11 protein-coding genes are annotated in these 12,997 nt (G+C 69.7%); all 11 read right to left on the reverse strand.

Annotated features, from left to right (window positions below; translation table 11 throughout):
• Window positions 1-47 precede the first annotated feature (47 nt).
• The 11 genes from MTE01_RS05605 to pstA all read right to left on the reverse strand — a co-directional run bounded on the left by MTE01_RS05605 (window position 48) and on the right by pstA (window position 12,996).
• Window positions 48-869, reverse strand: coding sequence for a hypothetical protein (locus tag MTE01_RS05605; RefSeq protein ID WP_141376166.1), 822 nt, complete (start codon window positions 867-869; stop codon window positions 48-50).
• A 10-nt stretch (window positions 870-879) separates the two neighbouring features.
• Window positions 880-1,671, reverse strand: a complete 792-nt coding sequence (locus tag MTE01_RS05610) for a phosphate ABC transporter ATP-binding protein (RefSeq protein ID WP_218026330.1) — start codon at window positions 1,669-1,671, stop codon at window positions 880-882.
• A 235-nt stretch (window positions 1,672-1,906) separates the two neighbouring features.
• Window positions 1,907-2,755 (reverse strand): sortase domain-containing protein, encoded by an 849-nt coding sequence (locus tag MTE01_RS05615; RefSeq protein WP_170210622.1) that lies wholly within the window; start codon window positions 2,753-2,755, stop codon window positions 1,907-1,909.
• Between the two features lie 152 nt (window positions 2,756-2,907).
• The gene (locus MTE01_RS05620; RefSeq protein WP_141376170.1) at window positions 2,908-3,465 is read right to left on the reverse strand and encodes a hypothetical protein; all 558 of its coding nucleotides are present in this window, start codon (window positions 3,463-3,465) and stop codon (window positions 2,908-2,910) included.
• A 299-nt stretch (window positions 3,466-3,764) separates the two neighbouring features.
• The gene (locus tag MTE01_RS05625) at window positions 3,765-4,430 is read right to left on the reverse strand and encodes a hypothetical protein (protein WP_141376172.1); all 666 of its coding nucleotides are present in this window, start codon (window positions 4,428-4,430) and stop codon (window positions 3,765-3,767) included.
• 78 nt (window positions 4,431-4,508) lie between these two features.
• Window positions 4,509-4,880, reverse strand: a complete 372-nt coding sequence (locus MTE01_RS05630; RefSeq protein ID WP_141376174.1) for a hypothetical protein — start codon at window positions 4,878-4,880, stop codon at window positions 4,509-4,511.
• 120 nt (window positions 4,881-5,000) lie between these two features.
• Window positions 5,001-6,062: a hypothetical protein gene (locus MTE01_RS17215; RefSeq protein WP_141376177.1), complete on the reverse strand. Its 1,062-nt coding sequence runs from the start codon at window positions 6,060-6,062 to the stop codon at window positions 5,001-5,003.
• A gap of 26 nt (window positions 6,063-6,088) precedes the next feature.
• A complete protein-coding gene (locus MTE01_RS05640) occupies window positions 6,089-7,210 on the reverse strand; it encodes a substrate-binding domain-containing protein (RefSeq protein ID WP_103206095.1) in 1,122 nt (373 codons plus the stop codon).
• Window positions 7,211-7,279: 69 nt separating this feature from the next.
• Window positions 7,280-9,829: a hypothetical protein gene (locus MTE01_RS05645; protein WP_141376181.1), complete on the reverse strand. Its 2,550-nt coding sequence runs from the start codon at window positions 9,827-9,829 to the stop codon at window positions 7,280-7,282.
• A gap of 201 nt (window positions 9,830-10,030) precedes the next feature.
• Complete coding sequence (pstS, locus tag MTE01_RS05650; protein ID WP_246077992.1) at window positions 10,031-11,641, reverse strand: phosphate ABC transporter substrate-binding protein PstS; 1,611 nt, start codon at window positions 11,639-11,641, stop codon at window positions 10,031-10,033.
• Window positions 11,638-12,996, reverse strand: coding sequence for a phosphate ABC transporter permease PstA (gene pstA, locus MTE01_RS05655; protein WP_141376184.1), 1,359 nt, complete (start codon window positions 12,994-12,996; stop codon window positions 11,638-11,640). The genes pstS and pstA overlap by 4 nt, the downstream gene beginning before the upstream one ends.
• Window position 12,997: the final 1 nt, after the last annotated feature.

Genomic DNA, 12,997 nt, shown 5'->3' on the forward strand with positions numbered 1-12,997 from the left:
CACGGCCCCCGCGTCGCGCGGGCACCGGGCCGTGGCATCCCGGGTTCTCAAGGACAGGAGCCGGGTTCGCTTCCTGCCGCGGTGTCGAACGTGGCGAGGTCGACACCGAGCTCCACCCGGAAACGCTGTTCGCTGACGGCGACGTCGCTCACGTGAAGGGCACGCGGAAGAAGCTCTGCGAAGCAGAGCGGCTCGACCTGGAGCGCGGCGAGATCGCCACCGGTCAGCGCTGTCACCTCCTCGACGGACAGGACCTTTCCCCCGGCCGTGACGCTCGAGACCCCGGCACTCACGCGCCCTTTCTCGAAGCGCGGAGTCATCGCGACGCTCCCTGTCTGCGTGCCCATCCCGCCCGGCAGCGAAACGTCGAAGACCACGTCATCGCCCGAGAAGCCGACGCGCACCGCGCCGCGGGCTTCGGCGGGCACGAACAGCGCCGTGGCCTGCGCGGCGGTGAGAGTGAGTGCTCCGGAGAGGCCGTCCAGCGTCCAGTCGCCGTCGCCGCCTCGAAGTCCCTCCATGTCGAAGGTCAGATCGGAAGTGGCCGGGCCGGTCGGGAAGCTACGAACCGTGGCGTGGGCGCCGTCGAATCGGCCGAAGGGCTGTTGGAGGAGCGCGAAGCCCTCGATGTCGACGTCGATCCGCTGACTATCGGGGAGCTCCAGCGCGGCCCTGACCATCGAGGCGATCGTCCTCTGGCTCTCGGCTCGGGAAATCGCCTCCGCCGTTGCGAGAGCGGTCACCGCGAGGGCGACGAGGACAACGGCGAGTACCGCGAACAGCACCCCCGGTCGAGGTTGTCCCGGGTCGGGAGGTCCCGGCTGGAGTCGAGGCGGTAGCAGGGCGGTCTGCTGGTCGGAGAGGGCCATGCGCCGCGGCCTATCCGAACCGGCCGTTGACGTAGTCGTAGGTGCGGGGGTCGATCGGCGCGTCGAACATCTCCGCCGTGTCGCCGTGCTCGACGATGTGTCCGGGCTGCCCCTGGGACGCGAGGAAGAAGGCGCACTGCTGCGAAACGCGCTGCGCCTGCTGCATGTTGTGCGTGACGATCACGATCGTCACCTCTTTCTGCAGTTCGCCCATCGTCTCTTCGATCACGCGGGTCGACGTCGGATCCAGCGCCGAACACGGCTCGTCCATGAGCAGGACCTTGGGTTTGACCGCCAGCGAGCGCGCGATGCACAGACGCTGCTGTTGACCGCCGGACAGACCGCCACCGGGCTGGCGCAGGCGGTCCTTGACCTCTTTCCACAGGCCCGCCGAGGTCAGGGAGCGCTCGACGAGGTGGTCCTTCTCGTCGCGGGAGGCCCGGATGCCGGTGAGCTTGAGCCCCGCGACGACGTTGTCGTAGATCGACATGGCCGGGAACGGGTTCGGCTTCTGAAAGACCATGCCGATGTCGCGTCGAGCCTCGGTCAAGCGTCGCCCGGTGTCGTAGATGTCGACGCCGTCCAGGAGGACCTCTCCTGCCAGTGATGCGGAGGGGACGAGCTCGTGCATGCGATTGAGGATGCGCAGGAATGTCGATTTGCCGCATCCGGAGGGACCGATGAGAGCGGTGACCTCGCCCGCGGGCATCGTCAGCGAGACGCGGTCGAGCACCTGGTGGTCGCCGAACCAGGCGGTGATCCCCCGTGCGTCGAGCGTCGCGAGCGGCGAAGGGAGGTCCACAGCGAGGTCGGGGATGGAGGTGAGCGGCAGGTGCACATCGGCCGCGCCTCCGGCTCGGGGCGGGGCGAACGCCGGGAGGCTCACCGAGGGCGCGGGCGCGGCGCCGGCGGGCGCGGACACGAGTTCCGCCGGCGAGGGGTTTCGGCGCGATCGGCGACCGTTCGGGCCGTGGGGGTCGCCGGCGGGAGTAAGAACGGCGGTGATGTCATCGGACATGTCGGGTGGTCCTCGGTGATCAGAGCAGGTTGGGAAGCAGCCGCGTGAGCTGGTCGGCGACGAAGAAGCCGGCGAGGGCGGCGACGGGGACGAAGACGATCCAGGTCTTCTGCGCACCGAAGCGACGGAACGACCACACGGCCGCGACCTCGACCGCCAGGAGGAACTGCAGGGCGAAGATGAGAGCCCAGACCGTGCGCGCGTCGGTCGCCATCGCCTTCTCCGCAGGACCGAGAGTGCCCGTCGTCGTCAGGCGCGCACCCGCGGGTTGGGTCTCGGAGACCAATCGGGCATCGACGTAGACGATGCCGGTGGGCACGTAGGGCACGCCGCGCGCCGTCTGCAGGATCAGGCGGCTCTCTCCCCGGGTGAGGTTCGGCGGCGTCGGGTCTCCCGCGTACCTCAGGCCGATGACCTCGAAGCGCTGGAGTCCCTGACCGGTGCGCACGGTGATCTCATCGCCCGGATCGAGCGAGGAGATCGCCGAGAACGGCCCGCCGAACGCTGCGGCGCGCGCCATGAGCACGCTGACGCCGACCTGGCCCGGCAACACCGTGTCGCGACGGTGTCCCACTCCCTGCGCGGTCTGAGCGGATGCCGTGCCCTCGACGACCACCTCGTGGAACTTCAACCGCGGGATGTCCATGATCGCGACCGGGGCACCGTCTGCGAGCAGGACGTCTTCGAACGTCCCCTCGCTGACCGGGGCCGTCCCCGCCGCGAGCTGCGCGCGCAGATCGTCCTCGAGCCGTTGCTGGGATGCGAGGTGCTGCAGATGACTGAACACGGTCACGTTCAGCACGAACATGAGCAGGAGCAGCAGCAGCGTCGCGACGATGCTGCGCGCCAAAGCCTCGGCCCCTGTCATCTCGCTCGTCGCACGCGGGGGCGCAGGCGGCCGACGCGGAGGTCGGGGAGGACGCGGAGGACGGGTGAGCAATCGCTGCCGCGGTTCCCGAGGCGGCTCGGCGACCGCCCCGTTCCCGGGTGCGGTTGCTGCGGCGGAGTCGTCGATCACGCTCATGCGGGGGCACCGGCACCGAGCTCGACCTCTGTCGCGGAGCGGCGAAGGCGGAGGCGGAGGCGGAGGACGATCTGCACCACGATCACCGCTCCGGCCGCAGCGAGCAACAACAGGGCCACCAGCCACGGGAAGACGAGAACGGTCGTGTCGCGGGTCAGCGGACTGAGCGTCGTTCCGCCGACCTCGGTGGGCGGGCGGAACGTGGCGTGCGCGGTCACGAGTCCCCATTGCCCGGCACCCGAGAGGTCGGCCGAGACCACGCGGGACTCCCCCGCCTTCAGCTGCGGGATCTGCACGGCGTCCGTCTGCGCGAGACGGTTGCCGAAGGGACCCTCCATCCAGAAGTCCGCCGTCGCGTCGAACGTGGTCGTTGAGACGTTGCGCACGGTGAACGACAGCAGGGTCGATCCCTCGAACGGGTTGGGCGTCAGGCGGACCTCGCTGACGAGACCGCCGACGTGGACGACGCCACCGAGATCCACGGCACCGGCAGCCGGCGAGGGCGAGGGGGTCACCGCCTGCACGGTGGACACGCTGGACGGTGCGGTGGACACGCCGGAACTCGCCGACCGTGACCCCGAGCCCTGCGTCGACGAGGTCGCCCCGCTCCGCGAGGATCCGGTCGCTCCGGGCAGACACGGCGAGGACTCAGAGCTCGGCGGGCCGATCACCGTCGCCGACATGTCGAGGGCACCGGTCGGGGCGGGAGAGGGTGCCGCGGTCGGGCACGTGACCGCTCCGCTGCTCGCCGAAGCGGGTGCGGAGGCGTGGGCGGCGACGGGCGCCGACACGGCAGCAGCGCAGAGCAGTACCGCGGCGAGCAGGCGTGGCATCCGGTCGCGCCGAGACCACGTCACCGTGTCGCTCCCGAGGTTCCGGCCCCGACGACCTCACGCTCGAGCTCGGCCTTTCGACGAGCCTCGGCCTCGGTGTACTCCACCCAGGCCCGGGCGCGACGATCGTCGATACGGCGACGCAGGCGCAGCCCGCCCCACACGAGCAGACCGATGATCAGCGCGGCGAGAAGGGCCCACGGCACGACGAAGAGCACCGTGTCGCGAGAGACGCTGCGCAGGGGCCCGGGGTTGAGCGCCTGCTGATCGACGGACGGATACAACGTCACCGTGGGCGAAAGGTAGATCCACTGGCCGACCCCCGAAACGGTGGTCGTGACGGTGCGGGTGCTGCCCGGCAGCATCTCGTCGACCTCCGCGCCGACCTCGCCCGAGACGCCGATGCCGAAAAGTCCACGGACCTCGGCCTTCAGGCGGCCCGAAAGAGCCACGTTGCCGGCGTTTCGCACGGTGAAGGTGACGGCCGTCTCGCCATCGAGCGGGTTCAGGCTCGGCGTGTACGAGGCGGACATGCCATCGATGGACAGGAGGGGCTGCAGATCACCGGGGACGCGCACGTAGAGACGGGTGCCGACGCGACGGTCCACGAGAACCTGGCCATCGTTCGACAGCGCGGAGACCGCCAATCCCGCGGCGTGGTCGCCGGGGCGGGCGTCGGCGGGCACGGCGACACGGAACGGGACCTCGGTCGATGCTCCCGGCTCGAGCTGAACGGCGACGGACGGCTGCCCGGAGAAGGCGACCTATGCACCCGCATCGGTCGGGGCGACACCGGTTTCGAGCAGGCCGTAGCCGCCCTCGTCCGTGTTGAACGCGTCGGTCGCGAACACCGTGAACGACTGCGGCGTCGATCCCACGTTCGTCACGACGTAGACGTCGTCGAGCTCCTGGCCGGGGCCCATCTGGTAGCTGAACCGCGAGCGGGGCGAGGCGGCGTCCGCCGATTGGGGTGCCGCAGAGATGCCGATGGTGTCGTTCGGCGCCGGCGCGTCGTCGGCGCGCGCGGAGCCCGCAGACGACAGGCCCAGCGAGACCGCGGCGGCGGCGATCAGGGCCAGAGCGGCCGATCGGATCCCCCACGCGTTCGGGCGGGCGGGAGCGAGGTTGGAAAGCACGATACATCTCCGCAGAAGGGGCTGGCCGCGGTCGATCCGCGACCTGAACGACGTCTGAACGCCGCACGGGTTCTCGGGGGACGGACGAGGGGCGGCGCCACGGCGCCGCCCCTCGCGTGGTCACTTCGAGACGAGCGTGAGCGTCATCTTCGAGGTGTAGGTGCCGGCCGGAGCGTCGGACGGTGCAACCAGCGTCAGGTCGGCACTGAGCTTGGTCACACCCGTACCCGAGCCGGCGGCCGCACCGGCGAACGTCGCCGGGTAGACGGCCGAGCCCGCGGTCTGCGCGGCCGCGGCGGTCACCCCGGTCGCCGTGGTCCCCGCCGCGTTCACCTTGGGTGCGACGCCGAGGTTGGCGGCGGTGAAGGTGGCCGAGTCGCTCGTGAAGGCGCCGACGGTCTGCGTCAGTGTCCAACCCTTCTTGCTGACGACGCGCTCGTCGGTCACGGTGACCTCGGGAAGCGTCGCCGTCGAGGTCGACTTGTTGTTGATCAACTGCGCCTGACCGAAGGTGGCTGTGGCACCCGCGGGAACCGACAGCGACAGAGCGCCGTCCTGAGGCGCGACGGTGGTCGCCTCGAGACCGATGTCACCCGTCGTGGCCGCCGAACCGCCGCCGGTGTTTCCGCCGGTGGCGGGTACCGTCGCGGTGTAGCTCCACGAGCCGCCCGGCTTGACCGTGATGTAGACGAACGAGGCGTCCTCGACGGTCACGCCGTTGCTGGAGGTGAAGGCGAGGCCGGCGGAGAAGTCCCCACCGTTCGCCTTGACCGAGGCGTAGTTGGCGCCGGCGAGATTGTTGAGCAGGAGCGCCGGGGTGAGGACCGTCTTCTTCGTGGTGTCGTTGAAGGCGTTCATCTGGCTGCCGAGCCACTTTGAGGTGTCGCGCTCGCCGCCGCGGGGCGAGACGAACACCGAGACACCGGTTGCCGCGGCCGGGCCGGTGAACATCTTGTCGTAGTTCGAGAAGCCCTCGCCGACGGGGTAGCCCGCGACGAGCTGGTCGAAAGCGATGGCCTCGCCGTTCTTGACCAGGTTCTCGGTGGTGGCGTCGAAGATGTAGAACGGCTCGGTGGAACCGGCCGGGGTGTTGGCGGCCTGCGCGGCCGAGACGCCTGTGCCGACCAGCAGGAGGGCGAGAGCCGCGGCAGCCGCGGCCTTCAGGGTCGTAGAGCGGAACATCTCTGTGTACCTTTCCGTGGTCTCGATCAGCCCTGGGCGTACGCCGAGAGGGGGGTGGTCGAGGAGGGGGCGAGGAAGCCGAACTTGCGCTTCACCGAGCCGGGAGCCAGCGGCGAGTTGCCGAAGTTGGTCAGGCTGGTCAGCGAGGAGGAGTTGACGAGGTTCGCCAGGACCGCGTCGTACGCGGGCGAGCCGGTGTAGGTGAACGTCGACTGCACGCGAGCGCGCTCGACGATCAGGTAGGTGTCACGTCCGAAGGTGGTGTTGGAGTAGTAGCTCGCGTTGGGGACGAGGGAGGGAGCCGTGCCCGTGAAAGCGCTGGCACCGGCGACGGGCGAGCCCAGCTGCACGGTCGAGGCGACGGCGACGGTGTTGACCCCCGCCACGTTGTTGGCCTGGGCGATCCAGCTGGCAGCCGAGAACGGGATGATCTCGCCGTCACCGAGCACGGTGGCGTCGTTCTCGGGCACCGTGGTGTTCGAGGCGTCTGCCACACCCGAGGGGGTGGTCACACCGAGGGCGTTGAGGAAGAAGCCGCGCGTGCCCGAGGACGTCTGGGGAAGGCGGGGCTTGATCGTGACGCCGTCGATGGAGGTGATGGTCCCCTCGTAGATGCCCTTCAGCTGCGCGGGGGTCAGCGTGGCCCATGCCGCGGTGCCGCCCTTGTATGCGTAGGCGACCGCATCGCGAGCGAAGGGGACGTACAGCAGACGGCCGTCGGCGTTGGCGTTGGTGCCGGGCCCGCCCGAGCTGCGGGCGATGTCGACCTGACCGGCGATGCTGCGCGCCGGGGTGATGTTGCCGTTGATCGACCAGTTCGCGCCGTCGATCGAGCGACGCAGGGCGTCGCGGCCGGCGCCCGAGCCGTTCGGACGGGCGAAGAAGGGGCCGTTCGACTTGGCCTGGATGGCCGCCGAGCCGAAGGCGTCGAAGTTGCCGATCGACTTGCCGTCGGCGAGCACACGGACGTAGGAGCCGGAGGCACTGGTGCCGTTGGTGAGCGCGTTCATCGCGTCCTGGAGGGTGTCGGAGCCGACAGCGACGTAGCTGTTCGACACCGGCTCGGCCGAAGCGGTCGAGGCGAAGCCCGCTCCCGCCAGCAGAAGGCCGACTGCCGCGCCGATGGCGGCGATCTTCTTGATCTTCACGAGATACCAATCTGGAAAAGGTGGATGGTGTGATTTCTGGTGATGCGCGGAAGGGAAGAGCGGCTCGCGTCAGCCGAGGCGACGCGGAAGACGAGGGATGAGGAACACGACGCCGGCGGCGAGCACGCCCGCGAGCAGGCTGGCCGGCAAGACCGCCGGCAGCCCGCCCACACCCGGATCCACGGGGGTCTGAGCCCCGGCGAGGGCACCGGCGACGGCTCCGGATGCCACGGGGTCGCCCGACGCCGCGGAACCCGCTGCCGCGGCAGCCGGCGCTGCAGCGACGCTCCCCGAGGCGCCGGGCATGGTCCCGGAGGCGAGGGGGGCAGCGGCCGCGGGGGCCTTCGTCGGCGACGGAGCGGTGGAACGGATGAGACCGGACTGGATCACGTTCGCGGCGACGACGGCCTGCTGGTGCCACGCCTCGGAGATCGGCGCGTACCCCACCGGGAGCTGACCGAGATCGACGCCGGGCTGCTGACCGTAACCGGCCGCGTAGCGGATGAATGCGGCGTAGCTGGCGCGAGCCTTGGCATCCGTCATGTAGGGGTTGGTCGCGGCATAGATGGGCAGGGTGAGCGGGTAGGCGGCGGTGGCGGAGCGGGCCGCGTCGGAGGTGAAGTCGAAGCCGACGGTCTGCGTCTGCGCCGTCGTAGAGGTCATCGCCGCGGCGGCGGCGCTCATCGCGTCGTTGGAGAGCCCCACGAAGGCCCCTGCCGGGTTCTTCAGCTCGGCTGAGACGATCTGATACTTCTCGGAGGCCGCGCTGTCCGTGAGGCCGATGACAGCTTGAGTGCCCTGGAGACTGCGGGGCGTCTTGACGTAGCGAGGCGGGTTGGCCAGCGGATCCCATGACCCGGCGACCTGCGCGTCGCCGCGAAGCGTGAGGTAACCGGATGTATCGAGGTCGTTCGTGAAAGGTCGCCATCCGATCACGTTGAGTTCGCCCGCGCCGCCCTTGACGGCCTCCCGCTTCGTCGGGTCGGCCTTGGGGAACGTGTCCGTGGGCAATGAGAGAGCACCGTTGGGGTTCACCTGGGGGTTGGTGGAGCTGTACTTGTTGACGCGCGTCCCCCAGGGGTCGGCCTCGCCGTCGAGGAAGGCCCGGGCCTCGGGGTCCGCCAGCACGTAGCTCCACAGGGTGTGCGCGACATCGGATCGCCCCTGCGTCACCAGCATGTCGGAGACGCCGACGCCGGCGATGGCCTGCTCCTTCCACTCCGCATCGTTGATGGCGAGGAAATCCGGATCGAACAGCAGATTGCGAGGGTTGCTCCCCAGGTGCCGACGATCGGTCTCGGTGGGAAGGGCGTCGATGTACGAGGAGGTCAGGAGCTTCGCGATCAACCGCGGAGTGAGCTTCATCGAGGTGAACGGGAGGCCGGCCCTGCTCCGTGCGACCTCGTCGGTGCTCCCGGGGTTCGGGAACCGGTCGATGGCGAAGGCGATCGTGATGGCGGAGAGGCCCACCGGCGCGTAGATGAGGTCGTCTGCGGAATCGCCGGCGTAGGGGCGCGAGGTCAGGGCGAGGGGTGCGGAGGTCGTGGCGGCATTGGCCGCTGCCACGGCATCGGCCTCGTTGCTGGTGATCATGTTGTAGATGTCGCCGCCGTTCGCGCACAGCGACGGCTGCCACGACGAGATGGCCGAGGCGAGCAGCTCGCTGCCGACGACCTGTCGTTCGGCGGCACCGATGGCGCAACTGCTGCCGAGCGGGCGGAAGTCGAGGCGCACGGCGACGTGGTGCTTCCAGCTGTCCCAGAACAGTCCGGGCTGCGTGATGGACGGCGAGCCGTTGTCGTGCGTGCCCCGCGGGATGATCACGAGCCAGCACGACTGTCCGCGCGCGGTTCCGTCGGTCGCTTCAACCCGACGCCCGCAGCCGAGACCGCGGGACTGCACGGCCGTCTGCACCTCGAACTTCGCGCTGCCGGTGCCGTTGGACCCGGAGCCAGCCCAGGAGACCTCGTTCGAGGTGTACTGCGAGAAGAAGGGGTTCTGGTTCACGTCGACGCGGTCACCGTCGACGTATTTTCCGTCGGCGATGCGCTGGACCATCTCGTGCTCGCCGTTGCGCAGAGTGGATGAGCGGAAGGGAATCGCCGTCTCGCTGGGCTCGCTGACGCCCTTGCCCAGGACGGTGTAGGGCAGGTCCTGCTTCGGGATCGAATACTCCCAGTCCGGCGAGCCCACTCTCCCGCCGCCGAAGGTGCCGCTCGCGCCGTACTGGCACGTCGTGCGATCGGGGCGACCGGGGTCGTCGGGGTCATCGCCCCAGCACTGCATGATCTGCAGGAAGTTCTCGCCACCGGTCTGCTGACTCGGCGGGGTCGAGCGCGCGGCGTTCTTCCACGACACCTCGATGCCCTGGGCGCCGAGCCCGCGCGTCTGAGACACCGACACTTCGAGGTCGGGGAACGGCGCATTCGCGGCATCCGGGTCGTAGGACGCGGCCGAGACCGTCGCCGCGCCGAGGTCGGCGCCGTCGGCGGCCGAGGCGGAAGGAGCCGCGAGAGCTCCGCCGGACATCGCGGCGAAGACCACTCCGGACACGACCACGCCGGCGACGACCGAGGCGAGAACTCGGCGGAGGCGGTGGTGGGGTGCTGACAAGCGCACGGGATTCCCCTGATTCTTCATCGACAGGGCCTGTCGACGGGTCGAAGTTATGGGCGGGTTATGACGGACGGATGAACAAGCTCACAACGAGGTCTCGCGCTCGCGTTGCGGAGAGACGTTTCTGCGAAAGACCCGGTCGACGGCAAATTCAGGCACGCCGAAGCCGCGTCCGACCGCGTCGGACGCGAGGCGAGTGGCGCGTCAGCGGCCGTTGGGGCGACGGGAGCGACGCAGCAGCAGAGGCGGCACACCGATGGCGGCGAGCAGCAGCACGGCCGCGGCAGCCATCATCACCGCGGGGGCTCCCGGCACCGGATCGGGGATCGAGAAGGGAGCGGATGCCGCTGCCCGCCCACCCCCGGCGGCACCGGACAGGAGGTTGCCGTTGGCGTCGTAGACCGCCTCCGCGGCCGTGGATGCGGCGGCCGGGTCGGTCGCGGCGGTCGCCCCCGCGGCTGCGGTGCCCGTGGTCGCGGCGCCGGCAGCGGCTCCCCCGTCACCGGACCCGGTGACGTCGGTGCTCGTGCCGGCGGCACCCGCCGTCCCGGTCACGCACTGGCTGGGCCCCTGCTTGTCGCAGTCGGCCGGTTGCGGGGCGGTCTGCGCCAGGCGGTTGTTGTCCAGGGAGTCCCCCGGCTGGAAGGTCGGGTTGTTGCACGCGTTGATGTCGACGGTCGAGCCTTGGGCGCCGGGAATCCGCTTGATCTGCTCGGCACCCGCTTGAACGAGGTTCATCGGGAGCGGCGAATAGCCCAGCTGCTCCGCCTGCTGCTGCCCCTCGCAGAGGACGTATTTGGCGAAGGCACCCAGCGTGCGCCCCTTGTCGGCGTTGAACGTCCCGCCCTCCTGGGTCGGCACGATCATGTACGAGTAGCTCGAGAGCGGGTACGTGCGAGGGTCGCCGTTGTTGTAGACCCCATCGAGGATCTGGGTCAGGTAGTCGGCTGACGAGGCGTTCGTGTTGATCTGCGCCTTGAGCATCGCGACCGCCACCGACGAGGCGGTCGGTTCGATGTAATAGCCGGCGGCATTGAGCACCTTCGCCACCGGGAACCCTGACTTCAGTGCGTACGAGTACTCGACGTAGGTGATGGCACCCTCGCCGTAGTTCTGTCCCACATAGGCGGAGACGCCGAGCGAACCGTTCTGCAGGGTGGCCCCCACGTCGTCGGGGAACTGCGACGTCATCCCCGTCGTCCAGATATCGGGGTGCTGCTTCGACATCCACATCGTGAACTGCGCGGTCGAACCCGATCCGTCGGAACGCGCGATGCGCTGGATGGGGCGGTCGGGCATCGCGAGCCCCGGGTTGTCGGCCTGGATGGCGGGATCGTTCCAGTTGGTGATCTTGCCCGCGAAGATCTTCGTCACGGTGGCCCCCGCGAGGCGCAGGTTCGTCACCTGCTTGCCGCCGATCTTCAGGTTGTACATGAACGAGGTGCCGCCGGCGACGATGGGCATGTACGCGTAGCCCCCGACGGGAGGCTTCTCGGGCTGCGCCCCCTTCTCGGTCGGCTGCAGCTGGAACGGGATCTCGCTGATGGCGAAATCGACGCTGCGGTTGATGAAGTCGGTGCGACCGGCCGTGGAGCCGAGGCCCCGGTAGTTGACGGTCATCGTGTAGTTGGACTGCACGTTTCGCCGCCACTGGTCGAGGGCGTTCTGCGACCAGGTCGACCCGGAGCCGGAGATGTCGGCGTAGGCAGCGTCCGCGGCGGTGGCCGCGGGGGTGACGCCACCGGCGCCGACCACCCCCGCGACGAGGGCGGCGACGAGGGCGGTCGCGGCGAGTCGGAAGCGGCGGGGGATCACGGAGTCTCCTCGGAGGGGTGGGAAGTGTCGGCGGCGACCCGCTCGGCGGCGAGCGCTTCGCTGGCCGTCAAGGTCGCGGGAACGAGGACAGCACTCGCGGCGGCCGCCGACAGAGCGGCGCGACGCTCGATACGTGCGAGATCGCCCCGTGACGCCGCGGCGCGGGCGCGGCGTCGGCGCGGGCTCAACTGACCCGCGCCTTTTCCGCCGATGGCGCGAGCGACGATGAACAGGACGAGCACGAGCGCGATGAGGGTCGCGGCCGCCCCGAATCCTCGGGCGATCATCGACGGCTCGGGAGATTTGACCATGTCGAACACCTGGAGCGGCAGCGAGATCATCGGCCCGTGGAAGGGGTTCGTGTTCATGACGGCCGTCACACCCGAGGTCAGAAGGACCGGCGAGGTCTCGCCGACACCGCGTGCCGTGCCCAGGATCACCGCGGTCGCGAGCCCCGAACGGGACGTCGGCAGCACGACCGTCCACACCGTCCGCCATCGCGATGCGCCGAGCGCATAGGACGCCTCGCGCAGGTTCCCCGGCACGAGCCGGAGGACGACGTCGGAGGCGCGGATGATGATCGGCAGCATCATCACGGTGATCGCGAGCGACGCCGCGAACCCCGAGCGCTCCTGGGTCACCAGGGTGATGACGGCGGCGTAGATGAAGAGGCCGGCGACGATCGAGGGCAGCGCGGTCATGGCATCCGAGATGGTCCGGACGAAGCGGGCGAACCGCCCGCCGATCTCGTTCATGAAGACCGCGGTCGCAATGCCCAGCGGTACGGCGATGGCCAGGGCGATCGAGATCTGGATCAGGGTGCCGACGATGGCATGGGCGATGCCGCCCGTGTCGAGCGGGTCGAGCGGACCCGCGAATTTCATCGTCTCGATGAAGAAGGTGAGGTGGGTGACCGCGTCGAAACCACGCAGCAGCGTGAAGACGACCACGAACACCAGAGCGGCCAGCAACAGGCCACCGGCACTGTAGAGCAGGGCGGTCATGACGCGGTCGACCACATCGAGCCGGTCGGAGCGCAGAACGATGAGCAATGCGTAGATCGCCAAGAACGACGCGTAGGCCACCACAGCCCACCCGATCACCCCGGTCATCGGCGTGAGCCACCCGAACAGCAGGGTCGCCACCGCGAGGGAGGCGCAGACCGCGCCGATCAGGTCGAAACGCTGCTCGGCCGGGATGCCGCGCACGCGCCGGCGCGGCCCCGGAGCCTCGGCGCCCGGGTCGGGCAGCACGGTCCGTCCGCGACGGGGGGCCGGGGGCGTTCCGGGTACCTCGACGAGGCGCGTGACGTCGTCTCCGACCGGTGGCGGAGCCAGGGTGGCATCCGGGGTCATG

The organism is Microbacterium testaceum (assembly GCF_006539145.1).
In the GTDB taxonomy this organism is placed as follows: domain Bacteria; phylum Actinomycetota; class Actinomycetes; order Actinomycetales; family Microbacteriaceae; genus Microbacterium; species Microbacterium testaceum.

Excerpts from the sequence above, each read along its gene's own strand:
- MTE01_RS05615 (WP_170210622.1), bottom strand. The coding sequence starts at position 2,755 with ATGACAGGGGCCGAGGCTTTGGCGCGCAGCATCGTCGCGACGCTGCTG.
- MTE01_RS17215 (WP_141376177.1), bottom strand. The coding sequence starts at position 6,062 with ATGTTCCGCTCTACGACCCTGAAGGCCGCGGCTGCCGCGGCTCTCGCC.
- MTE01_RS05605 (WP_141376166.1), bottom strand. The coding sequence starts at position 869 with ATGGCCCTCTCCGACCAGCAGACCGCCCTGCTACCGCCTCGACTCCAG.
- pstA (WP_141376184.1), bottom strand. The coding sequence starts at position 12,996 with ATGACCCCGGATGCCACCCTGGCTCCGCCACCGGTCGGAGACGACGTC.